Here is a 20413-nt window from a genome sequence, read left to right as displayed (position 1 = left end):
TGGCCCATGACCCGAATTCCTGAAGCCAACGTAATCCACAGCCGACTGCGTCTGCGCCAACTGCGGCTGATGCTGGCGTTGCAGGAATTCGGCTCATTGCGCCGCGCCGCCGACCACATCGGCATGACCCAGCCGGCAGCGACCAAGATGCTGCACGAGGCCGAGGACCTGCTGGGCGTCGAGCTCTTCGAACGCCTGCCCCGGGGCATGCGCTCTACCCCCTTCGGGGAAACCGTCATCTACTACGCGCGCATGGTGTTTGCCGAACTCAGCGGCATGCGTGAAGAACTGGTCGCGCTGGAATCCGGCAACCTCGGGCGGGTTGCAGTTGGCGCGATTCCGGCGCTGGCCTCGGGGCTGTTGACCCGCACCATCGCGACCTTGAAACAAAGCCATCCACGCTTGTCGATGAGCATCCAGGTCGATACCAGCGACGTGCTGGTGCAGGCGCTTTTACAGGATCAACTGGATATCGTATTGGGCCGGATTCCGGCAGGCGCTCGGGCCGAAGAATTGCTCTTCGACAGCTTCGGCGAAGAAGCTTTGTGCGTGATTGCCGGCGCGCAAAACCCACTGGCGCAGGAGACGCAGCTGAGCTGGGCGGAACTGCAAAACATGACCTGGGTGCTGCAACAGCATCCAAGCCCGATGCGCGCGATCATCAATCAGGTGTTTCACAACGCGCGGGTCGACATTCCCAGCAGCATTGTTGAAACCACGTCGATCATGACCTTGCTCTCGTTGGTGCAGCAGACCGACATGCTCGGCGTCACGCCGGTGTCGGTGGTGGAGGATTATCCTGGGCGTGATTTGCTGGCAGTTTTGCCGATCAAGTTCGAAGCGCGGTTGCCGCCGTTCGGGCTGATCACTCGGCGTCATCGTATTCAGTCGTCGGCGATGCAGGCGTTCATGAATTCGGTGCGGGCCGAGCATGCGCTGGCCAAATAGAAAAGGCCTGGAGCCTCGTGCCCCAGGCCTTGTTTTGTTTCAAGCGTTTTTACGGAATACGAACACCAGACCGATGATGATCAGCAACATGCCAAGCATGCTCAACGCCGCCAGCCGGTTGCCGAAAATCAGATAGTCCATCACCGCCGTCACCGCCGGCACCAGGTAAAACAGACTGGTGACATTCACCAGGTTGCCCCGTGCAATCAGCCTATACAGCAGCAACGTCGCCAGCACCGACACCACCAATCCCATCCACAACACCGGCACGATGAAACCGGTGCTGTGTTCGAAATGAAAGGGCTGGAACGGCACGAAGACTCCGCAGAGCAACAGCCCCGCCAGGTACTGCACGGGCAGCGTGCCGAGTGGATTGTCGGTGATGCGCTTCTGCATGATCGAGCCGAACGTCATACTCGCCAGCGCCAGCAATCCGAAGAGCATACCGGCCAATGACATACCGGCCAGACCAATGCCCTGATAGACCACCATGATCAACCCGGCCAAACCCAACGTCAGACCAAACATTCTGCTGGCTGATCGCTGACGCTCCATGATGACCACGGTAAGAATGGGCTGCACACCCATGATCGTCGCCATCACTCCCGGGGTGACTTTCAGGTCCAGGGCCAGCAGATAGAAAATCTGATAAGCCCCCAGCAACACCACGCCTGTGGCCATCGCATACAACATCGGCTTGCCACCCTTGGGCAGTTTCAGCTTGAGCAGCGGCACCAGCAGCACCAATCCGCAGATTGCGATAGCGAAGCGAATCAATAGAAAAGCAAAGGGTGACGCGTGGGCCAGGCCCCATTTGGAGAAGATCGCCCCGCTGCTCCACAGCAGAACGAACAGGCTCGTGGACGCTGCCGCGAGCGCGGATTGTTTCGAAAGGACAAACATGAATACCACCTGTAGTCAGGCAAAAAGCCAACTCAGCCGAAGCTGAAATTCAGTAGTTTTTTCCGGCGGGCACTTTTCAGACGGGCATGGAAACAGCAAAAAGAAGCTGATCAGCCCGAGAAGCCAACGCCTGGCGGTGATACGACTGCGCACACCGGCGTGCTACTGACAGGTGGGGGGTAATGACTGATCTGCGCAGGCTGCTGATTCCCGCACGGCACGACGCCAGCGTTGACCGCTGAATCGACTACCGCGTTGATGAGGGAAGCTGGCATGGGCTGATCTTTTTTGAAGGGTGGAACGGCGGGTTAGAAAACCGCCGAGGGCCGACTATAACCAGCGTGTGAGGTGGATTGCAATGACCTGGACAAAGGGCAACGATCTGTAGCAGATGGCGAAGCCTGCGTTCGGCTGCGCAGCAGTCGTGAAACCTGAGCACGCAGTCTTTCTGAAACACCGCGTCGTCTGATTTGACGACTGCTGCGCAGCCGAACGCAGGCTTCGCCAGCTGCTACAAAGATAGTGTTTCGCCGGATATTTTTCTGTGCTCGGAATCAGCCAAACAACCAATACCCCAACAACGTCAACACCACCACCGCCAATACCGGCCGCAAAACGCGGTATGCCTTGGGGTTACGACGCTTCCACCGCTTGACCACACCACTGAACTTGTCGCTGGAGTTCTTGCTCCAGGCGTAAGCCCGGTTAATTCCGCCAACACGTTCGTCATCAAGGTTCTGCGGTGCAGTCGCGCGACCGAGCAGGCCGCTGATCCAGCGGTTGATGCGGGTCATCAGACGGTTGCTTAGCGGTCGTTCGATGTCGCAGAACAGGATGACCCGAGTCTTGTCCGTTTCGTTCTTGACCCAATGCACGTAGGTTTCGTCGAACATCACGTCTTCACCATCACGCCAGGCGTAGACCTGACCATCGACGAAAATCCGGCAATCGTCGGAGTTCGGTGTCGACAGACCCAAGTGATAACGCAGGGAACCAGCGAATGGATCACGGTGCGGGTTGAGGTGGCTGCCGCCGGGCAGCAACGCGAACATGGCGCCTTTGACGTTGGGAATGCTGCTGACCAAGGCCACGGTTTTCGGGCACAAGGCTTCAGCCGATGGCAGTGGTTTGTCGTACCACTTGAGGTAGAAACGCTTCCAGCCTTTTTTGAAGAACGATCCGAAACCGGCGTCGTTGTTCCTTTCGGCGGCGCGAATATAGCCCTCGTCGAACAGGTGCATCGCTTCGTCGCGGATGACTTCCCAGTTGTCCTTGAGCACGTCCAGTTCCGGGAACTTGCTGCGGTCCAGATAGGGTTTGGACGGCACACCGGAAAACAGGTACATCAAGGCGTTATAGGGCGCGAACAACGCTGAATGGTTGACGAACTGACGCAGGACCGGCAATCGTGCCTTGCCGCGCAAATGCACATAAAGAGTGCTGCCGAGGAATAGCAGCAACAGCGACGCTTTCGCGGCAAGGGAAAAGGTCATCAACAACTCCTTGATAGTAGACAACTCTGCGCAACGCCATTTACCCAACGTGGCAGCCGGCCATGATAAACATTACCGGCCTTGGGAAGAACCCATTTATCTGAACATTCAGTGTTAAGGATTGCGCAATAAAGCACTTCTTAACATAAGGTTCCTGAACGGGGGCTGACCTGAATCAACCCCTCCCACTGGATCAAAAACTCGCAACGCCTATTGTTGATTCTCCTGCTCGGTAAACAGATCACTGAATAGCATGCTCGACAGGTAACGCTCACCAGAGTCCGGCAGGATCACCACGATGGTCTTGCCCTGCATTTCCGGGGTTTCCGCCAGGCGAACGGCCACCGCCATGGCGGCGCCGCAGGAAATGCCGCTCAAAATCCCTTCTTCCTGCATCAGTCGCAAGGCCATGGCCTTGGATTCTTCATCGCTGACCAACTCAACCCGATCGACCATCGACAGATCAAGGTTCTTCGGCACAAAACCGGCACCAATACCCTGGATCTTGTGAGGGCTCGGTTTGATTTCTTCACCGGCCATTGCCTGGGTGATAACCGGCGACACCGCTGGCTCCACCGCCACCGAAATAATCGGTTTGCCCTGAGTATTCTTGATATACCGCGAAACCCCAGTAATGGTTCCACCTGTTCCGACACCTGCCACCAGTACGTCGACTGCACCGTCGGTGTCGTTCCAGATTTCCGGACCGGTCGTTTTTTCGTGGATGGCCGGGTTGGCCGGGTTTTCAAACTGCGACGGCATGAAGTAGGCAGTCGGGTCGCTGGCGACAATTTCAGCTGCCTTTTCAATCGCTCCTTTCATGCCCTTGGCCGGCTCGGTCAGTACCAGTTCGGCCCCCAGTGCCTTGAGCACTTTGCGTCGTTCGATACTCATGGACGCCGGCATGGTCAGCATCAGCTTGTAACCGCGAGCCGCAGCGACAAACGCCAGGCCGATACCGGTATTGCCCGAGGTCGGTTCGACGATGGTCATGCCAGGCTTGAGTTTGCCGGTGCTTTCGGCGTCCCAGATCATGCTTGCACCGATCCGGCACTTGACCGAGTAACCGGGGTTACGCCCTTCGATCTTGGCCAGGATGGTCACGCCGCGCGGGGCGATACGGTTGATCTGCACCAGCGGTGTATTGCCGATGGAATGGGCGTTGTCAGCGTAGATACGGCTCATGGCTGGGTCCTTATACAGCGTTAAATAAGCTCTCCAAGGTATGCCTGTTGCCCTTGATCGTCCAGTCAGTCGAACGTCCTGTAACCGCAGCAGTCAATGGCTTTACAACGCCAGAGATTTGCCACCATGAAACGCAGATACAGTTGGCCCCTATGGACCCTCGCCGGCCTCGTTGTGCTGCTGATTGCCCTGCACATCGCCCTGCCCTACGTGGTGCGCGACTACCTGAACGACAAGCTGGCGGACATGGGCGACTACCGTGGCCAGATCACCGATGTGGACCTGGCCCTGTGGCGCGGTGCGTACAAAATCAACGGGCTGAAAATCGTCAAGGTCGACGGCAAGGTCCCGGTGCCTTTCGTCAACGCGCCGCTGATCGACCTTTCCGTCAGCTGGCACTCGCTCTTGTACGACCACGCCGTTGTGGCCGAGGTGCAGTTCTTCAAACCGGAGGTGAACTTCGTCGACGGCGGCGCCAACAAGCAAAACTCCCAGACCGGTCAGGGCACCGACTGGCGTGCGCAGTTGAGCAAACTGGCCCCCATCACCCTGAACGAAGTGCAGATCAGCGATGGCAAGATCAGTTTCCGCAACTTCAATTCCAAGCCCCCCGTGAACATGAACGCCACCCAGGTCAACGCCAGCATTTATAACCTGACCAACGTAGTCGACACCAAAGGCAAGCGCGATGCTCGCTTCGAAGCCAAGGCGCTACTGTTAGGGCATGCGCCACTGGAAACCACTGCAACCTTCGACCCCTTGAGCAATTTCGAAGACTTCGAATTCCGTCTGCGGGCGAAGGACATCGAACTCAAACGCATGAACGACTTCGCCTCGGCCTATGGCAAGTTCGACTTCAATGCAGGTCACGGTGATGTAGTCATTGAAGCGCAAGCTAAAAAAGCTCAATTAAAGGGTTACATCAAACCGTTGCTAAAGGACGTCGACGTGTTCAATTGGCAGCAGGACGTCGAGAACAAGGACAAAGGGATTTTCCGCTCCATTTGGGAGGCCATCGTCGGCGGCTCCGAAACGGTGCTGAAAAACCAGGGCAAGAACCAATTTGCCACTCGCGTGGAACTGAGCGGCAATGTGCATCGCCAAGATATCAGCGCGTTCCAGGCGTTTTTGCAGATTTTACGCAATGGTTTCATTCAGGCGTTCAATGCCCGCTATGAGCGGCCAAAGCCGGATGCGGGCTGAGTCAAGATGTGACGCCCCATTCAGAGACTGAATAAGCCGTCTGCGTTCACAGTCGACGGGGCACCGCGTTATAGTCGGGTACTACAATTATTGCGCCCCGCCCTGCCTCGTTCAGGTCGGCGTTACCGTTCGAGGATTAGCAGATGAAGTTCGAAGGCACCCCGGCCTACGTCGCCACCGATGACCTGAAGCTGGCGGTCAACGCCGCCATCACTCTGGAGCGCCCGCTGCTGGTCAAGGGCGAGCCGGGCACGGGTAAAACCATGCTCGCCGAACAACTGGCCGAGTCCTTCGGCGCCAAATTGATCACCTGGCACATCAAATCCACCACCAAGGCGCATCAGGGCCTGTACGAGTACGACGCGGTCAGCCGTCTGCGCGACTCGCAACTGGGCACGGAAAAGGTTCACGACGTTCGCAACTACCTGAAAAAGGGCAAGCTGTGGGAAGCCTTCGAATCCGAAGAGCGGGTGATCCTGCTGATCGATGAAATCGACAAGGCCGACATCGAATTCCCGAACGACCTGCTGCAAGAACTCGACAAGATGGAGTTCTACGTTTACGAGATCGACGAGACCATCAAGGCCAAGAAACGCCCGATCATCATCATTACTTCCAACAACGAGAAAGAGCTGCCGGACGCCTTCCTGCGCCGTTGCTTCTTCCACTACATCGCGTTCCCCGACCGCGTCACGCTGCAGAAAATCGTCGACGTGCACTACCCGAACATCAAGAAAGACCTGGTCAGCGAAGCGCTGGACGTGTTTTTCGACGTGCGCAAAGTGCCGGGTCTGAAGAAGAAGCCATCGACCTCCGAACTGGTGGACTGGCTGAAGCTGCTGATGGCCGACAACATCGGCGAAGCGGTACTGCGCGAGCGCGATCCGACCAAGGCTATTCCGCCGCTGGCAGGCGCTTTGGTGAAGAACGAACAGGACGTACAATTGCTTGAACGTCTGGCGTTCATGAGCCGTCGCGGCACTCGCTGATCCCTCTGTTTAACAAGATAGAGGGCGATAGCCATGCTGCTTAACCTGTTCAATGAAATGCGCGCAGCCAAAGTACCGGTCTCGGTACGGGAGCTGCTGGACCTGATCAACGCGCTGAAACAGCGCGTGACCTTCGCCGACATGGACGAGTTTTATTACTTGTCCCGGGCGATTCTGGTGAAGGACGAAAAGCATTTCGACAAATTCGACCGGGCGTTCGGTGCTTACTTCAATGGCCTGGAAAAACTCGACGATCACCTTCAGGCCTTGATCCCGGAGGACTGGTTACGCAAAGAATTCGAGCGTTCGCTGACCGACGAAGAGCGGGCGGCGATCCAGTCCCTCGGCGGACTGGACAAGCTGATCGAAGAGTTCAAGAAACGCCTCGAAGAACAGAAAGAACGCCATGCCGGCGGTAACAAGTGGATCGGCACGGGCGGCACCAGTCCGTTCGGCTCAGGGGGCTTCAACCCGGAAGGTATTCGGGTCGGCGATGCCGGCAAGCGCCAGGGCAAAGCGGTCAAGGTCTGGGATCAGCGCGAGTACAAGAACCTCGACGATTCGGTAGAGCTGGGCACGCGCAACATCAAGGTCGCCCTGCGCCGGTTACGCAAATTCGCGCGCCAGGGTGCGGCGGAAGAGTTGGACATCGATGGCACCATCGACCACACCGCGCGCGATGCCGGGCTGCTGAACATCCAGATGCGTCCGGAGCGGCGCAACACCGTCAAGTTGTTGCTGCTGTTCGACATCGGCGGTTCGATGGACGCCCACGTGAAGATCTGCGAAGAGCTGTTTTCGGCCTGCAAGACCGAGTTCAAGCACCTGGAGTACTTCTACTTCCACAACTTCGTGTATGAGTCGGTGTGGAAGAACAACATGCGCCGCACCTCCGAACGCACTTCGACCCAAGATCTGCTGCACAAATACGGCGCCGACTACAAAGTGATCTTCATCGGTGACGCCGCCATGGCGCCATACGAAATCACCCAGGCCGGTGGCAGCGTCGAGCACTGGAACGAAGAAGCGGGTTATGTGTGGATGCAGCGGTTCATGGAGAAGTACAAGAAGGTCATCTGGATCAACCCGTATCCGAAAGATACGTGGGGCTATACGTCTTCGACCAATATCGTGCGGGACTTGATTAACGACCAGATGTACCCGCTGACGTTGCGGGGGCTTGAAGAAGGGATGCGGTTTCTCTCCAAATAATCTTCGGTGTCTGGTCTGACGCTATCGCGAGCAAGCTCGCTCCCACAGTTGATCTCCAGCGAACACATTATTTGTGTACGACCAAAATCCATTGTGGGAGCGAGCTTGCTCGCGAAGCTTTTAGCGGGCTGAAAACCGAAGTAGGTACTCGACCTGCTCCCGATGCGCGACATCCTGCACCACCGGTTTCAACCGCACCTGCGTTCCCGGCAGGCACTGCGCCAGTCGCGCCAGCGCCAACGGCGTCAAGGCGCCCAATCGCGGATAGCCACCAATGGTCTGTCGATCATTGAGCAGCACAATCGGCTGCCCGTCCGGCGGCACCTGAACCGCACCCAGCGGAATGCCTTCGGAAATCATCGGCTTACCCTGGTACTGCAACGCCGTTCCCAGCAAGCGGATGCCCATCCGGTCGGCACGGCTGTCGAGGGTCCAGACGCTGTTGAACGCGTCAAACGAACTCTGTCCACTGAACTCGCCGATCTGGGCACCGAGCACCAGGTCCAGTGGCGTGTTGAGTTTGAAATCCGGCACCTGTTCGCGCGCCAACTCCCGCAGCAGGATCAGCGAGCTGCCTGAGTAGCTCAACTGCGCCTCTTTGGCCAACGCCCGGCCCATGCCATCCAGCCCGCCGAGTTCTTCACGGACTACCGTTGCGCTGCTGCCCAACACCTTTGGCGCATCAAATCCGCCCGGGGCCGCCAAATAGGCCCGGGCCCCAAGCAGCGGTTGAGTGAATTGTAATTGCTGACCTTTGTTCAGCCTGAAACTGCGCCACGGCGCCAACGCCTCGCCATCCACCTGCGCCCCCAGATCCGCCCCGGCCAACGCCAGCACGCAATCCTCTTCGGCAACGACGGTGAACCCGCCCAGGGTGATTTCAATCACCGGTGCATCCAGGCCATTGCCCAGCAACCAATTAGCCCATGACATCGATCGCCAATCCGCCGCCCCGCCCTGGGTCACGCCCAGATGCCGCACGCCGAAACGGCCAGCGTCCTGCAACAGGCACAGCGGTGTACTCGCTTGTATTGATAGACGGCTCATGCCTGCGCCTCCAACGGCGTGTCATCACCGCCCAGATTGATGAATTCGGCATGGCTGACGGCTTCGAAACGCACCGTGTCGCCTGGTTGCATCAGGCTGTAGCCCTCGCGTTCGCGGTCGAACAATTTGGCCGGGGTGCGGCCGATCAGATTCCAGCCACCGGGGGACACCACCGGGTAAGCGGCAGTTTGGCGTTCGGCGATGCCGACACTGCCCGCGGCCACCTTTTTACGCGGGGTATTCAGACGCGGCGCGGCCAGCGCTTCTTCCACCAGCCCCATGAAGGCGAAACCCGGTGCGAAACCCAAGGCAAACACCTGATATTCGCGCTCGCTGTGGCGGCGGATCACTTCATCCACGGCCAATCCGCTGCGCTGGGACAACAGGCTCAACTCCGGGCCAACGCTCAAGTCATACCAGACCGGCAACACATGACATTTGCCGCGGGCGCAGGCGTTGGGCGACAGATCGATCAAGGCCTCGGCGATCAGCTCCCGAGCCTGGGCCGGACTCAACGCGGTCAGATCGTAATGCACCATCAACGTCGTATAGGACGGCACCAGATCGATCAGATGCCCGGCGAACGCAGCACGCAGACTTTCACTGGCCGCGAGCATCCATGGCATGTTGGCTTCGGCTATCTCATCGAACAGACGGACCATCAAGCAATCCAGCGCCACCACTTCTACCCGCAGGTTCATGGCGCGCTCTGCTGATCAAGTGCTTCGCGAATACGCCGCACGGCGGCTACCGAACTGGCATTGTCACCGTGTACGCAGAGGGTGTTGGCGTGCAAGTGCAAGTCACTGCCATCGCTGGCCGTGAGGTTGCCGCCGCGGGCAATGGTCAGCGCCTGCTCGATGATGGTCTCTGGATCGTGATGCACCGCGCCTGGCAGTTGCCGTGAGACCAGCATGCCCGCGCTGTCGTAAGCGCGATCGGCGAAGGCTTCGAACCACAGGGTTACGCCGTATTCATCGCCCAACTGCTGGGCTGCGCTGTTGTCGCGAGTGGCCATCAACATCAGCGGCAACTCACGATCATAGGACGCCACCGCCTGAAGCACTGCGCGCAATTGCGCCGGGTTGGCCATCATGTCGTTGTACATCGCGCCGTGGGGTTTGACGTAACTCACCCGCCCGCCCTGAGCCCGGCAAATGCCGTCGAGGGCGCCGATCTGGTAATGCACGATGTCCTGAAGTTCCTGGGCGGTGTAGGCCATGGAACGGCGACCGAAGCCGACCAGATCCTGATACGCCGGATGTGCGCCGATCTGCACGCCGTTGCTCAAGGCCAGGCTGACCGTCTTGCGCATGATGCTCGGGTCGCCGGCGTGGAAGCCGCAGGCGATGTTGGCGCAATCGATGAAGGGCATGACCTCGGCGTCCAGACCCATGGTCCAGTTGCCGAAACTCTCGCCGATGTCGCAGTTCAATAGCAGGCGGTTCACGGTGAACACTCCTGTAGGTTTTATTCTTTTAGCTGTAGGCATTTGCCCGCAGATTATCAGTTGTTGGGCATTAAGCTATTGGGCTTCGAGTTGCTTGCCACAGGTTTCCGGCAGGCTCAGCGCCGCAAGGATCACTACCCCGTAGGACACTGCCGCGAAAGCACCGATTCCCACGCTCAATGGCACCTTCTGGCTCATCAAGCCGATCAACAGCGGGAACAACGCCGCCAGCGCCCGGCCGATGTTGTAGCAAAAGCCCTGACCCGAACCGCGAATCCGCGTCGGAAACAGCTCGGTCAAAAATGCGCCCATGCCGCTGAAGATCCCCGAGGCGAAGAAGCCCAGAGGAAAGCCCAGCCAGAGCATCACGCCATTGCTGACCGGCAATTGGGTGTAGAGCAGAACAATGGTGAACGAGCCGACCGCGAACAGAATGAAGTTCTTTTTACGCCCGAGGATGTCAGTCAAATACGCGCTGATGACATAGCCGACGTAGGAACCGACGATCACCATCGCCAGATAACCACCCGTACCAAGTACGCTCAAACCGCGTTCATTCTTCAGAAAGGTCGGCAACCAGGAGGTGATCGCGTAGTAACCGCCCAGTGCACCTGTGGTCAGCACCGACGCGCGAATCGTGGTAAAGAGAATGCCGGGAGCGAATATCTCGTAGAACTTTGCCGGATTGCTGGGTTCTTGCTTAGCCTTGGCTTCGCGATAGATTTCCGGGTCCTTGACCAGCCGACGGACGAAGATCACAAAAATCGCCGGCACGATGCCAAGGATGAACAGTGCGCGCCAGGCGTCTTCCGGTGGCAGCACCGAGAACAGCAGCGCATACAAAATCGCCGTCAGTCCCCAACCCAATGCCCAGCCGGATTGCACCATTCCCACCGCTTTGCCGCGGTCCTTGGCGCGAATCACTTCGCCCATCAGCACCGCGCCGGCGGTCCATTCGCCGCCGAAACCGAAGCCCATCAGCGTGCGGCTGATCAGCAGTTGTTCGTAGTTTTGGGCGAAGCCGCAGAGGAAGGTGAAGAAAGCGAACCACAGAACGGTCAGTTGCAGAGTGCGTACGCGACCGATGCGGTCGGAGAGAATCCCCGCCACCCAACCGCCGATGGCCGAGGCGATCAGCGTGCTGGTGTGAATCATCCCGGCCTGGCCGGTGGTGATGCCCCACATCGCAATCAGGGTCGGCACCACGAAGCTGAGCATCTGCGTGTCCATGCCGTCCAGGCCATAGCCGATCTTGCAGCTCCAGAACGTGCGGCGTTCCTGCTTGTTGATGTTGTGATACCAGTCGAAAGGTCCTGGGCGAACCGTGGCTTTGGGGATGTCGAGCGTGTCGGGCGCACTCATGGCAAATCTCCGCGCTAATTTTTATTGGTATTGTTCTGAGCCCCGACGACGCCTATCGTGGGAACCGGATGGCCTGATTTTTGGGCTACCGGCCCTGCTGCGTCCAACTAATAAAAACCCGCCCTAGACATAAGAATTCTTTATCCCCGAGCAGCCCCCATGAACCTGAAGTTTCTCGAGACCTTTGTCTGGGTCGCCCGACTCAAGAGTTTTCGCCTGACGGCAGACAAGCTCTTCACCACCCAGGCGTCGATTTCCAGCCGCATTGCCGTGCTCGAAGGCGAGCTCGGGGTGAAGCTGTTCCTGCGCGATTCACGTGGCGTGAGCCTGACGCCCGAAGGCTTGAAAGTGCTCGAGTACGCCGAGCAAATGATGGACACCATGCAGGCCCTCAAGCAGTCGATCGAAACCCGTTCGAGCAAGGTCGGACGGGTTCGCATCGGCGTGATGGACACGGTCATCCATACCTGGCTGAGCCCGTTGGTGGCGCAAATGATGGATCACTATCCGCTGGTGGAAATCGAGTTAGTGGCCGATACCGCGCTCAACCTCTGCGATCAGCTGCAAAAAGGCTTTCTCGATCTGATCCTGCAAACCGATCTGTTGCGTCAGGAAAGCGTGCGCAGCCTTGAGCTGGCCAGTCACCCGATGGGCTGGATTGTGGCGACTAACTCGATCTACAACCGCGAGTTTTCAGGCATTGCCGACCTGGCGCGGGAACGGATCATTACCTATTCGAAAAACTCCCATCCGCATCAGGAGATTCTCGCCCTGATGCAGGCCAACGGCATCATGACGCCACGGTTGAACTGCGTGAACTCGGTATCGGCGATCACCCGGTTGCTGCGGGACGGTTTCGGTATTGGCGCGCTGCCGTCGGTGCTGGTAGCCGAGGAACTGGCGCGGGGGGAATTGACCTTGCTGGCCATCGATCAACGGCCACCGAATTTGCAGGTGGTGGTGTCGTGGCGGGTTGGCGTGGAGTGGGTCGAAGAAATCGTGGCGTTGTGTCAGCAGGTGCTGGACGGGTATGCGACGAAGGTGGGAGAGAACTACATCGTCCTCGCGCGCTAACGAAGCCTGCGTTCGGCTCGGTCCGCGCTCGGGCGAAGCAGTCGTCAATCCAGCCAGCTCGGTTTACCTGAAACACCGCGGTGCCTGATTTCGCGACTGCTTCGCAGTCGGACGCAGGCTTCGCCAGCTGCTACAGGTCGGTGGCGCTCTTTAAAGACCGCGCACATCCCGATCTTCGATCGGCCGGCTCTGGCGCAGGCGTTTGCCGCCCAGCACCACCCAGTCGATCAGACGGAACAGGCATTCAATGCCGAACGACAACAGCAACGCCCCGCTCATGCCCCAGATCATCGCTACCGGCGTCAGCAGGATCTGGTAGCTATAGCCGTTCCACGTTTCCTTGCGAATATCCGGATCGGCGGCCAATGCCACTTGCAGAAAGCGGATGTACCACGGGCCCTGCATGGCCTGGAACTGTTTATCGAGGGCCAGTTGACGGGTCAGCAAGGTGCTCAGGCTGTCGGCATCGCTGCGAAAAATCGGATCTTCGCTGGCGCGGTAATGGGCCACCAACGCCTGCATATCACCCTTGAAGAACTGATTCGCCGTGCCCTGAAAACCGCTCAGACCGGTCTGCGCCTCAATCAGGTGCGCTTCGACCCGCTTGGCATAATCGCTGATGAACCCTGGCACCTGGACACCGATCAACAGGCCCGCCGCGAACAACACCAGCCGTAGATAACTGAGCAACATGAAGGGAAATCCTTATTCGGTCTTGCCCTGGCTGACGCATTCGCCGCGTCGCCAGAGGCTCCATTGGCCCGGTTCGTAGCGGGTCCAGGTTTCGTTTTCGGTCAAGGGTTCGGTGGCGATCACCGTGACCACGTCATTGGGCGTGGTTTCGGCCTGGAAATCGACGATCACATCGACGTCCTTCAAGCGCGCCGGGCCGAATGGCGCGCGACGGGTGATTTGCGCCAGTTTGGTCGAGCAATAGCAGAACAACCAATCGCCATCGCTGAGCAGGCAGTTGAACACGCCTTTGCTGCGGTATTCGGCGCAGGCGGCCACCAGGTCTGGCAGCAGTTCTTCGACCTCTACCGGTTCCGGGAACGCGGCGCGCACGCGGTTGAGCAAATCGCAGAACGCCGCTTCGCTGTCGGTATCGCCGACCGGGCGGTAAAAACTCTTGATCGGTTGAAACTCCGCGAGTTGACCATTGTGGGCAAAACACCAGTTACGGCCCCACAGCTCACGCACAAACGGATGGGTATTGGACAGGCAGACCTTGCCGACATTGGCCTGGCGGATGTGCCCGATTACCACTTCGCTCTTGATCGGATAGCGTTGCACCAGGTTCGCGACTTCGGATTCGCAGCTCGCAGCCGGGTCCTGAAACAGGCGCAGGCCACGGCCCTCGTAAAAGGCGATGCCCCAGCCGTCACGGTGCGGACCGGTGCGACCGCCGCGCTGCATCAGCCCGGTGAAGCTGAACACGATATCGGTCGGCACATTGGCGCTCATGCCCAATAACTCACACATGCTCGGATTCTCGCTGAAAGGCAGGGGCAAGGTTACAGACGCGGCTCGACCCGCAATCGCTGAGGGTTGCTCGGCACCGGTGGACGACCGTAACGATCATCGCCCGCACCGCCAAAAGGATGATCTTCTTCAGGTTCATCGGCCCGGGCCGCAGCCTTGGCAGCGGCAGCCTGTTCCTTGCGAGCGTTGGACGCACGTTCGATAGGGAAACGGATCGCCACGAATACCAGGTAAATGCCGAAGGCGATCATGCCGTACATGAACAGGTCGGAGATCGCGCGCCAGGCGTTGTTGCCGACCTTGAACAGCAGATCGAGCGCCGTGATGGCGATGGCCGGAGCGACCTTTTCCTTCACCGGATCAATGATGGTCGGGCTGAACAGCAACACGGCCACCAACAGCCGCAGCGGCTCACGCAGCCAGCGCCACATCCAGCGGGTCAAGCGCATCCACACCAACAGGCAGCCCAAAGCGGCAAAGGCGTAGAGGCCCCAAGCGATCAGATAGTCGTTCTCGGTCATGGTGTCCATGGCAAGGCAGGCAAAGAGGCGCTTATAGTAACGACTTTTCGCACGTCAGGCTTGCCCGCCGTCTGCGAACCCTATTTCGTAAACCGCTCGAGAGTCCTTCATGCCCCTATCCGTCAACGTTTCCGACGCTCCCATTGCCCGCAAGGCCGAAGGTGACGACCCGTATGCCTGGCTGCAGGAGCGCGACACCGACGCGGTGCTCGACTACCTGAAAGCGGAAAACCGCTATCAAGAGGCGCAAACCGCCGATCAGGCCGGGTTGCGTGAAACCCTGTTCGAAGAGATCAAGGCGCGGATTCTCGAAACCGACCTGTCCTTGCCCTCCCCTTGGGGCCCGTACCTGTATTACACGCGCACCACGGCCGGTGATGAATATGCTCGTCACTACCGCTGCCCGCGCCCTGCCGATGACAGCCTGCAGCTCGACGAAAGCCAGGAACAATTGCTGCTGGACCCGAATGCACTGGCCAAAGGCGGTTTCTTTTCCCTGGGCGCCTTCAGTATCAGCCCGGACCACCAGCGCCTGGCCTACAGCATCGACGCCACAGGCGATGAGATTTACACGCTGTTCGTGAAGGAATTGTCCAACGACCGTGTCAGTGAACTGGAATTCCAGGATTGCGACGGCAGCATGACCTGGGCCAATGACAGCCTGACGCTGTTCTTCGGCGAACTGGACGACACCCATCGCCCGCACAAACTGTTCCGCTATCGGCTGGACGGTACGGCGGCTGAAGAAGTGTTCCATGAGCCGGACGGTCGATTCTTCATGCATTGCTACCGCTCGAGTTCCGAGCAGCAATTGCTGCTGTCCCTGGGCAGCAAGACCACCAGCGAAGTCTGGGTGCTCGACGCGTTCCAGCCGCAGCAGGCTTTTACCTGCATCGCACCGAGAGTTGAAGACCATGAGTACGACGTCGACCACGGCGCGCTCGACGGTCAATGGACCTGGTTCATTCGCACCAATCGCGACGGCATCAACTTTGCCCTGTACCACGCCGTAGACACCGGCGTGGCGCCGACCGAGGCCGACTGGCAGAACCTGATCCCGCACAGCGACACGGTGATGATCGAAGGCATGAGCCTGAACGCCGGGGCCATGACCCTGAGCTTGCGTGAAGGTGGCTTGCCGATCATCGAAGTTCATCCGCAAGACCTGCCGAGCTACCGTGTGCAGTTACCGGATGCGGCCTACAGCCTGCACGTGCAGAACAGCCTGGAATTCGTCAGTGACAGGATCCGCCTGCGCTACGAAGCCTTGAACCGTCCGGCGCAGATCCGCCAGCTGGCGCTGGACAGCGGCGAGCAGAAAGTCCTCAAGGAAACCCCGGTGCTCGGCCCGTTCGACGCCGATGCCTACGTCAGTCAGCGCCTGTGGGCGACCGCACCGGACGGTACGAAAGTGCCGATCAGCCTCGTCGTCAAACGCGAAGCACTCGGCAAGCCGGCGCCACTTTATCTGTATGGCTATGGCGCTTACGGCGAAAGCCTCGACCCGTGGTTCTCCCACGCCCGTTTGAGTCTGCTGGATCGTGGCGTGGCGTTCGCCATCGCTCATGTGCGTGGCGGTGGAGAACTGGGCGAAGCCTGGTATCGCGCCGGCAAGCAGGAACACAAACACAACACCTTCAGCGACTTCATCGCCTGCGCCGAACACCTGATCGCCAATGGCTTCACTACTTCACAGCAACTGGCGATCAGCGGCGGCAGCGCCGGTGGTCTGCTGATCGGCGCGGTGCTCAATCAGCGGCCGGACCTGTTCGGCGCGGCGATCGCCGAAGTGCCGTTCGTCGACGTGCTGAACACCATGCTCGACCCGGATCTGCCGTTGACCGTCACCGAGTACGACGAGTGGGGCAATCCTGAAGAACCGGACGTCTATGAGCGGATCAAGGCCTACGCCCCGTACGAAAACGTCACCGCACAAGCTTATCCGGCGACCCTGGTGATCGCCGGCTACAACGACAGTCGCGTGCAGTACTGGGAAGCGGCCAAATGGGTGGCGAAATTACGCGCGACCAAAACCGACGCCAATCCCCTGCTGCTCAAGACAGAATTGGGTGCCGGGCACGGCGGGATGAGCGGTCGATATCAGGGATTGCGTGACGTAGCACTCGAATACGCATTTGTTTTCAAGGTTTTGGGCATCGCCTGAGGAACTTGGCCCGGCGTGTCGGTCTTAACTCCATACGCCGGGCCCAATCCAACACACCCCCTGTGGGAGCGAGCTTGCTCGCGATGAGGCCAGCACATTCGAAACTGATGTTGAATGTGCCACCGCTATCGCGAGCAAGCTCGCTCCCACAGGGGTTTGCGTGAATCCAAATCCGGATAGTACAGACACAAGAAAAAGACCGTGACGACATGTCAGAACCGACCTTACTGAACAACGAAATTCGCGACTGGCTGATGGACTGTGGCCTGTTCGATCAACTGCTGCCGGCGGACTTCGCTGCGGCCTCGGGCTACTTCAGCATCAGCACCATTGCTTCGGGCGAAGAGATTTTCCATGAGGGCGATGCCGGCAGCTTCATGTGCATCATCCACACCGGCCAGGTGGCGGTGCAGAAAACCAACAGCGACGGGCACCTGGTGACCATGGCAACGTTGCGCAGCGGTCGGGCGTTCGGCGAAATGGCCGTACTCGACGGCGAACGGCGCTCGGCCAGTTGCGTGGCCGCGAGCAATTGCCAGTTGCTCAATCTGGGCAAGGACTCGCTGGAAAAGATGCTCAACGATGCGCCGAAAATCGCCGCAAAAATCATCCGTGCCCTCGCCGTCTCCCTCTCCAAACGCTTGCGCATGGCCGATGGGCAACTGCTCTCGCAGCAGGTTTAACCGCCGGGTGATTTGGCTTTCGACGGGTTTTGCTCCAGCCCCGGCAGTGGCTGGTCCTTGGTGGGCGGGCTAGGCATTTCAATGGGCACCAACGGCGGACCGCCACTGCCGGGTCCGACCTTGGGTACGCTGGTCGGGGTGATTTGCGGGTATGGCGTCGGGGTCGCGGTGCCGGGCGAACCGGGCAGCGGCGCAGGGTTGGTCGGAATGGTTTGCAACTGCTGGGCCTGCACTGCAGTTATCGAGAGCGCGGCCAAGGCAATGACCGTTAGAATGGTGCGCTTCATCAATGGCTCCGTTGACCTTGTTGTCGTTTGCAGGCTACTCCCAACGGCGCGTGTTTGCCTTCCCCCTCTTATGCCAATTTCTCCTCAAGTGAGTCCCATGAAACGTTTCGTTCTGCTCGACACCACTCCAATTCCTGAAAATGGCGGTGCCTTGTGCCTGTTCGAATACGGTGAGGATTTCGTCATCAAGATCCAGGGCGGCGACGGCGGGCAACTGATGAACACCCGCATGCACGGCTCGGAAGACGCTCTGGCGGAGATCCCGTGCCGTAAAGTGGCCGGCCGGCCGAGTTCGCGCGTGCTGATCGGCGGCCTGGGCATGGGCTTCACCCTCGCCTCGGCTCTCAAGCATCTGGGCAAGACCGCTGAAGTGGTGGTCGCCGAACTGGTGCCGGGCGTGGTGGAGTGGAACCGTGGACCGCTGGGTGAGAAAGCCGGGAACCCGCTGCTTGACCCGCGCACGGTCATTCGCATGGAAGACGTGGCCAAAGTCCTGCAGGCAGAGCCGCAAGGTTTCGACGCGATCATGCTCGACGTCGACAACGGCCCCGAAGGCCTGACCCAGAAGGCCAACAGCTGGCTCTACTCCGCTGGCGGCCTGAGCGCCTGCGCCAAGGCTCTGCGGCCCAAAGGAGTGCTGGCCGTCTGGTCTGCGAGCGCGGACCGACAGTTTTCCGACAAACTGAAGAAAGCCGGCTTCAAGGCCGAGGAAGTCCAGGTCTTCGCCCACGGCAACAAAGGTACCCGTCACACCATCTGGATTGCCGAGAAGCTCAGGGGCTGAGCTAAACTCACGTCATAACCGTCATTAGTCTTTTACAAAGGTGAACCCATGAGTTCGTCAACGCCTCCGACCAACACCTCGAAACTGGACCGCATCCTTGCCGACAACCAGCGCGACAAGGAAATGGGTTACCGCGACAAGGCCCTGAAAATGTACCCGCACGTGTGCGGCCGCTGCGCCCGTGAGTTTTCCGGCAAGCGCCTGAGCGAACTGACCGTGCACCACCGCGACCATAACCACGACAACAACCCTCAGGACGGCTCGAACTGGGAATTGTTGTGCCTGTATTGCCACGACAACGAACACTCGCGGTATACCGATCAACAGTATTTCGGTGAAGGCTCGCTGAGCTCGCCGAAAATCGCCAAGGCGACGCATAACCCGTTTGCCGCGTTGGCCGGCCTGATGAAGAAAGACGAGTAATATTTTCAGCGCCTCGACCGGCCCCTTCACGCCCTGAGCTTTTCCGTCAACACGGTTTTGCTGTGTCCGGCTCGCTGATCAAAGGCGAGCTTGCTCGCGATAGCGATCGACCAAACACCACCAATCTCCAAACCGGACACCCCTCCCCCAATCCCCGTATAATCGCCGTTTTTTCCCCGAAGGCACCCGCTCGTGGCAGACAAACGGTACAGCTGCATTGGTTTGTATAACCCCAAATCACCGGAGAACGTCGGTTCGGTGATGCGCGCCGCTGGCTGTTACGGCGTGGCGTCCGTGTTCTACACCGGCAAACGTTATGAGCGCGCCGCCGACTTCGTCACCGACACCAAGCGCGTCCACTACGACATTCCGCTGATCGGCATCGACGACCTGAAAAAAATCCTGCCGCTGGGCTGCGTTCCGGTCGCTGTGGAACTGGTGGACGGCGCCCGTTCACTGCCGGAATACACCCATCCGGACCGCGCTCTGTACATCTTCGGCCCGGAAGACGGCTCGCTGGATAAAGAGATTCGCGACTGGTGCGAAGACGTGGTCTACATCCCGACCACCGGCTGCATGAACCTGGCGGCCACCGTCAACGTCGTGCTCTATGACCGCATGTCCAAGGGACTCAACACTCGCTCCGGAGCGAAATTTCGCTGATTCACCGCACATCCGATGGAACAAGCCGCCCGCCTTGGCAGTCAGCTTAATTATCTATTCTTGCAGCAGTCATTCCAGCCAGGAGACAGATCATGAGCGAACTCAAACGCGTAGAACGCATCGAATCCACCCCGTTCCAGACTCACACTGAACAGAACGTGCAGGGTTGGGAACGCATCGGTTCCCTGGCCGGCGGCGTGGTGATGGTCGGCAAGGGCCTGCGTCGAGGTGGTGTGTTCGGGTTGATTCAAGTGGCGATCGGCGGTGTGGCCCTGGCGCGTGGTATTACCGGGCACAGTTCGGCGAAAAGCCTGCTGGAGAAAAGCCGTCAGGACATGAACAACGTGCGGGCGAAGATTCAGCGGGCCGGGGAAGAGTTGAACCGGTTGAAGGCGAATGCTGAGGCGGCGACCAATACCGCTACCGTGACCGGTAATGATTCGTTGAAGTCGCCTAAAACCGGGGTTTGATCCAGACATTGTGGTGAGTCGAAGGGCCTCATCGCGAGCAAGCTCGCTCCCACAGGTGACCGCATTCCCA

At 59.1% G+C, this 20413-nt stretch carries 23 protein-coding genes; 11 read left to right on the top strand and 12 right to left on the bottom strand.

Annotation, left to right across the window (positions count from 1 at the left end):
• Window positions 1-6: 6 nt before the first annotated feature.
• The gene (locus tag MO767_RS29420; protein ID WP_282483380.1) at window positions 7-948 is read left to right on the top strand and encodes a LysR family transcriptional regulator; all 942 of its coding nucleotides are present in this window, start codon (window positions 7-9) and stop codon (window positions 946-948) included.
• 39 nt (window positions 949-987) lie between these two features.
• Here MO767_RS29420 and MO767_RS29415 read toward each other — a convergent pair whose 3' ends face one another.
• From MO767_RS29415 to cysK, 4 genes are all read right to left on the bottom strand, one after another.
• The gene (locus MO767_RS29415; protein ID WP_282483379.1) at window positions 988-1851 is read right to left on the bottom strand and encodes a DMT family transporter; all 864 of its coding nucleotides are present in this window, start codon (window positions 1849-1851) and stop codon (window positions 988-990) included.
• 110 nt (window positions 1852-1961) lie between these two features.
• On the bottom strand, window positions 1962-2126 hold the full coding sequence (locus MO767_RS29410) for a hypothetical protein (protein WP_165353262.1): 165 nt from the start codon (window positions 2124-2126) through the stop codon (window positions 1962-1964).
• Window positions 2127-2405: 279 nt separating this feature from the next.
• On the bottom strand, window positions 2406-3344 hold the full coding sequence (locus MO767_RS29405; protein WP_282483378.1) for an aspartyl/asparaginyl beta-hydroxylase domain-containing protein: 939 nt from the start codon (window positions 3342-3344) through the stop codon (window positions 2406-2408).
• 210 nt (window positions 3345-3554) lie between these two features.
• The gene (gene cysK / locus MO767_RS29400) at window positions 3555-4529 is read right to left on the bottom strand and encodes a cysteine synthase A (protein WP_282483377.1); all 975 of its coding nucleotides are present in this window, start codon (window positions 4527-4529) and stop codon (window positions 3555-3557) included.
• Window positions 4530-4655: 126 nt separating this feature from the next.
• On the opposite strand from cysK, the gene MO767_RS29395 reads away from it, so the two are divergent.
• The 3 genes from MO767_RS29395 (at window position 4656) to MO767_RS29385 (ending at window position 7933) form a co-directional block, all read left to right on the top strand.
• Complete coding sequence (locus MO767_RS29395) at window positions 4656-5732, top strand: DUF748 domain-containing protein (RefSeq protein WP_282483376.1); 1077 nt, start codon at window positions 4656-4658, stop codon at window positions 5730-5732.
• 143 nt (window positions 5733-5875) lie between these two features.
• Window positions 5876-6721, top strand: a complete 846-nt coding sequence (locus MO767_RS29390; RefSeq protein WP_140677330.1) for a MoxR family ATPase — start codon at window positions 5876-5878, stop codon at window positions 6719-6721.
• Window positions 6722-6754: 33 nt separating this feature from the next.
• On the top strand, window positions 6755-7933 hold the full coding sequence (locus MO767_RS29385; RefSeq protein ID WP_008153157.1) for a VWA domain-containing protein: 1179 nt from the start codon (window positions 6755-6757) through the stop codon (window positions 7931-7933).
• A 120-nt stretch (window positions 7934-8053) separates the two neighbouring features.
• On the opposite strand, the gene MO767_RS29380 is transcribed toward MO767_RS29385, so the two are convergent.
• The 4 genes from MO767_RS29380 to MO767_RS29365 all read right to left on the bottom strand — a co-directional run bounded on the left by MO767_RS29380 (window position 8054) and on the right by MO767_RS29365 (window position 11792).
• Window positions 8054-8980 carry a biotin-dependent carboxyltransferase family protein gene (locus MO767_RS29380; protein ID WP_282483375.1) on the bottom strand — a complete coding sequence of 309 codons (927 nt, stop codon included), beginning with the start codon at window positions 8978-8980 and terminating at the stop codon, window positions 8054-8056.
• Window positions 8977-9681 carry an allophanate hydrolase subunit 1 gene (locus MO767_RS29375; RefSeq protein WP_282483374.1) on the bottom strand — a complete coding sequence of 235 codons (705 nt, stop codon included), beginning with the start codon at window positions 9679-9681 and terminating at the stop codon, window positions 8977-8979. Before MO767_RS29375 ends, MO767_RS29380 begins: the two co-directional genes overlap by 4 nt.
• Window positions 9678-10430 carry a 5-oxoprolinase subunit PxpA gene (locus tag MO767_RS29370; RefSeq protein ID WP_282483373.1) on the bottom strand — a complete coding sequence of 251 codons (753 nt, stop codon included), beginning with the start codon at window positions 10428-10430 and terminating at the stop codon, window positions 9678-9680. Before MO767_RS29370 ends, MO767_RS29375 begins: the two co-directional genes overlap by 4 nt.
• Window positions 10431-10505: 75 nt before the next feature.
• Complete coding sequence (locus tag MO767_RS29365; RefSeq protein WP_282483372.1) at window positions 10506-11792, bottom strand: MFS transporter; 1287 nt, start codon at window positions 11790-11792, stop codon at window positions 10506-10508.
• 159 nt (window positions 11793-11951) lie between these two features.
• Here MO767_RS29365 and MO767_RS29360 point away from each other — a divergent pair, with 159 nt between their 5' ends.
• Entirely contained in the window at window positions 11952-12866 is a 915-nt protein-coding gene (locus MO767_RS29360; RefSeq protein WP_282483371.1) for a LysR family transcriptional regulator, read from the top strand.
• A 150-nt stretch (window positions 12867-13016) separates the two neighbouring features.
• Here the strand turns inward: MO767_RS29360 and MO767_RS29355 are convergent, their stop codons facing one another.
• The 3 genes from MO767_RS29355 to MO767_RS29345 are packed head-to-tail and all read right to left on the bottom strand — an operon-like array spanning window position 13017 to window position 14878.
• Complete coding sequence (locus MO767_RS29355) at window positions 13017-13559, bottom strand: DUF2937 family protein (protein ID WP_282483370.1); 543 nt, start codon at window positions 13557-13559, stop codon at window positions 13017-13019.
• 12 nt (window positions 13560-13571) lie between these two features.
• Complete coding sequence (locus MO767_RS29350) at window positions 13572-14348, bottom strand: class II glutamine amidotransferase (protein ID WP_046046095.1); 777 nt, start codon at window positions 14346-14348, stop codon at window positions 13572-13574.
• A 32-nt stretch (window positions 14349-14380) separates the two neighbouring features.
• Window positions 14381-14878 (bottom strand): MFS transporter, encoded by a 498-nt coding sequence (locus tag MO767_RS29345; RefSeq protein WP_282483369.1) that lies wholly within the window; start codon window positions 14876-14878, stop codon window positions 14381-14383.
• 100 nt (window positions 14879-14978) lie between these two features.
• Between MO767_RS29345 and MO767_RS29340 the strand changes: the two genes are divergently transcribed.
• A complete protein-coding gene (locus tag MO767_RS29340; RefSeq protein ID WP_282483368.1) occupies window positions 14979-17033 on the top strand; it encodes a S9 family peptidase in 2055 nt (684 codons plus the stop codon).
• Between the two features lie 209 nt (window positions 17034-17242).
• The gene (locus tag MO767_RS29335) at window positions 17243-17716 is read left to right on the top strand and encodes a cyclic nucleotide-binding domain-containing protein (RefSeq protein ID WP_282483367.1); all 474 of its coding nucleotides are present in this window, start codon (window positions 17243-17245) and stop codon (window positions 17714-17716) included.
• On the opposite strand, the gene MO767_RS29330 is transcribed toward MO767_RS29335, so the two are convergent.
• Window positions 17713-18003, bottom strand: coding sequence for a hypothetical protein (locus MO767_RS29330; RefSeq protein ID WP_282483366.1), 291 nt, complete (start codon window positions 18001-18003; stop codon window positions 17713-17715). The genes MO767_RS29335 and MO767_RS29330 overlap by 4 nt on opposite strands.
• A 97-nt stretch (window positions 18004-18100) precedes the next feature.
• Here MO767_RS29330 and MO767_RS29325 point away from each other — a divergent pair, with 97 nt between their 5' ends.
• From MO767_RS29325 to MO767_RS29310, 4 genes are all read left to right on the top strand, one after another.
• On the top strand, window positions 18101-18787 hold the full coding sequence (locus tag MO767_RS29325; protein ID WP_282483365.1) for a hypothetical protein: 687 nt from the start codon (window positions 18101-18103) through the stop codon (window positions 18785-18787).
• A gap of 48 nt (window positions 18788-18835) precedes the next feature.
• On the top strand, window positions 18836-19210 hold the full coding sequence (locus MO767_RS29320; protein WP_056742523.1) for a YajD family HNH nuclease: 375 nt from the start codon (window positions 18836-18838) through the stop codon (window positions 19208-19210).
• 192 nt (window positions 19211-19402) lie between these two features.
• Complete coding sequence (locus MO767_RS29315) at window positions 19403-19873, top strand: RNA methyltransferase (protein WP_007944014.1); 471 nt, start codon at window positions 19403-19405, stop codon at window positions 19871-19873.
• A 92-nt stretch (window positions 19874-19965) separates the two neighbouring features.
• The gene (locus MO767_RS29310; RefSeq protein WP_046046102.1) at window positions 19966-20343 is read left to right on the top strand and encodes a DUF2892 domain-containing protein; all 378 of its coding nucleotides are present in this window, start codon (window positions 19966-19968) and stop codon (window positions 20341-20343) included.
• Window positions 20344-20413 lie beyond the last annotated feature (70 nt).

It is taken from the genome of Pseudomonas sp. UYIF39 (assembly GCF_029963765.1).
GTDB lineage: Bacteria > Pseudomonadota > Gammaproteobacteria > Pseudomonadales > Pseudomonadaceae > Aquipseudomonas.
Note: the sequence above shows the minus strand (reverse complement) of the source record. Positions and strands in the feature narration are given on the sequence as shown.

Bases quoted from the DNA above. Each gene is read 5' to 3' on its own strand.
- MO767_RS29375 (WP_282483374.1), bottom strand. From the start codon at position 9,681: ATGAACCTGCGGGTAGAAGTGGTGGCGCTGGATTGCTTGATGGTCCGT.
- cysK (WP_282483377.1), bottom strand. From the start codon at position 4,529: ATGAGCCGTATCTACGCTGACAACGCCCATTCCATCGGCAATACACCG.
- MO767_RS29420 (WP_282483380.1), top strand. From the start codon at position 7: ATGACCCGAATTCCTGAAGCCAACGTAATCCACAGCCGACTGCGTCTG.
- MO767_RS29365 (WP_282483372.1), bottom strand. From the start codon at position 11,792: ATGAGTGCGCCCGACACGCTCGACATCCCCAAAGCCACGGTTCGCCCA.
- MO767_RS29360 (WP_282483371.1), top strand. From the start codon at position 11,952: ATGAACCTGAAGTTTCTCGAGACCTTTGTCTGGGTCGCCCGACTCAAG.
- MO767_RS29355 (WP_282483370.1), bottom strand. From the start codon at position 13,559: ATGTTGCTCAGTTATCTACGGCTGGTGTTGTTCGCGGCGGGCCTGTTG.
- MO767_RS29385 (WP_008153157.1), top strand. From the start codon at position 6,755: ATGCTGCTTAACCTGTTCAATGAAATGCGCGCAGCCAAAGTACCGGTC.
- MO767_RS29395 (WP_282483376.1), top strand. From the start codon at position 4,656: ATGAAACGCAGATACAGTTGGCCCCTATGGACCCTCGCCGGCCTCGTT.
- MO767_RS29405 (WP_282483378.1), bottom strand. From the start codon at position 3,344: ATGACCTTTTCCCTTGCCGCGAAAGCGTCGCTGTTGCTGCTATTCCTC.
- MO767_RS29310 (WP_046046102.1), top strand. From the start codon at position 19,966: ATGAGCGAACTCAAACGCGTAGAACGCATCGAATCCACCCCGTTCCAG.
- MO767_RS29330 (WP_282483366.1), bottom strand. From the start codon at position 18,003: ATGAAGCGCACCATTCTAACGGTCATTGCCTTGGCCGCGCTCTCGATA.
- MO767_RS29345 (WP_282483369.1), bottom strand. From the start codon at position 14,878: ATGGACACCATGACCGAGAACGACTATCTGATCGCTTGGGGCCTCTAC.
- MO767_RS29340 (WP_282483368.1), top strand. From the start codon at position 14,979: ATGCCCCTATCCGTCAACGTTTCCGACGCTCCCATTGCCCGCAAGGCC.
- MO767_RS29335 (WP_282483367.1), top strand. From the start codon at position 17,243: ATGTCAGAACCGACCTTACTGAACAACGAAATTCGCGACTGGCTGATG.
- MO767_RS29415 (WP_282483379.1), bottom strand. From the start codon at position 1,851: ATGTTTGTCCTTTCGAAACAATCCGCGCTCGCGGCAGCGTCCACGAGC.
- MO767_RS29350 (WP_046046095.1), bottom strand. From the start codon at position 14,348: ATGTGTGAGTTATTGGGCATGAGCGCCAATGTGCCGACCGATATCGTG.
- MO767_RS29410 (WP_165353262.1), bottom strand. From the start codon at position 2,126: ATGCCAGCTTCCCTCATCAACGCGGTAGTCGATTCAGCGGTCAACGCT.
- MO767_RS29390 (WP_140677330.1), top strand. From the start codon at position 5,876: ATGAAGTTCGAAGGCACCCCGGCCTACGTCGCCACCGATGACCTGAAG.
- MO767_RS29380 (WP_282483375.1), bottom strand. From the start codon at position 8,980: ATGAGCCGTCTATCAATACAAGCGAGTACACCGCTGTGCCTGTTGCAG.
- MO767_RS29320 (WP_056742523.1), top strand. From the start codon at position 18,836: ATGAGTTCGTCAACGCCTCCGACCAACACCTCGAAACTGGACCGCATC.
- MO767_RS29325 (WP_282483365.1), top strand. From the start codon at position 18,101: ATGAAACGTTTCGTTCTGCTCGACACCACTCCAATTCCTGAAAATGGC.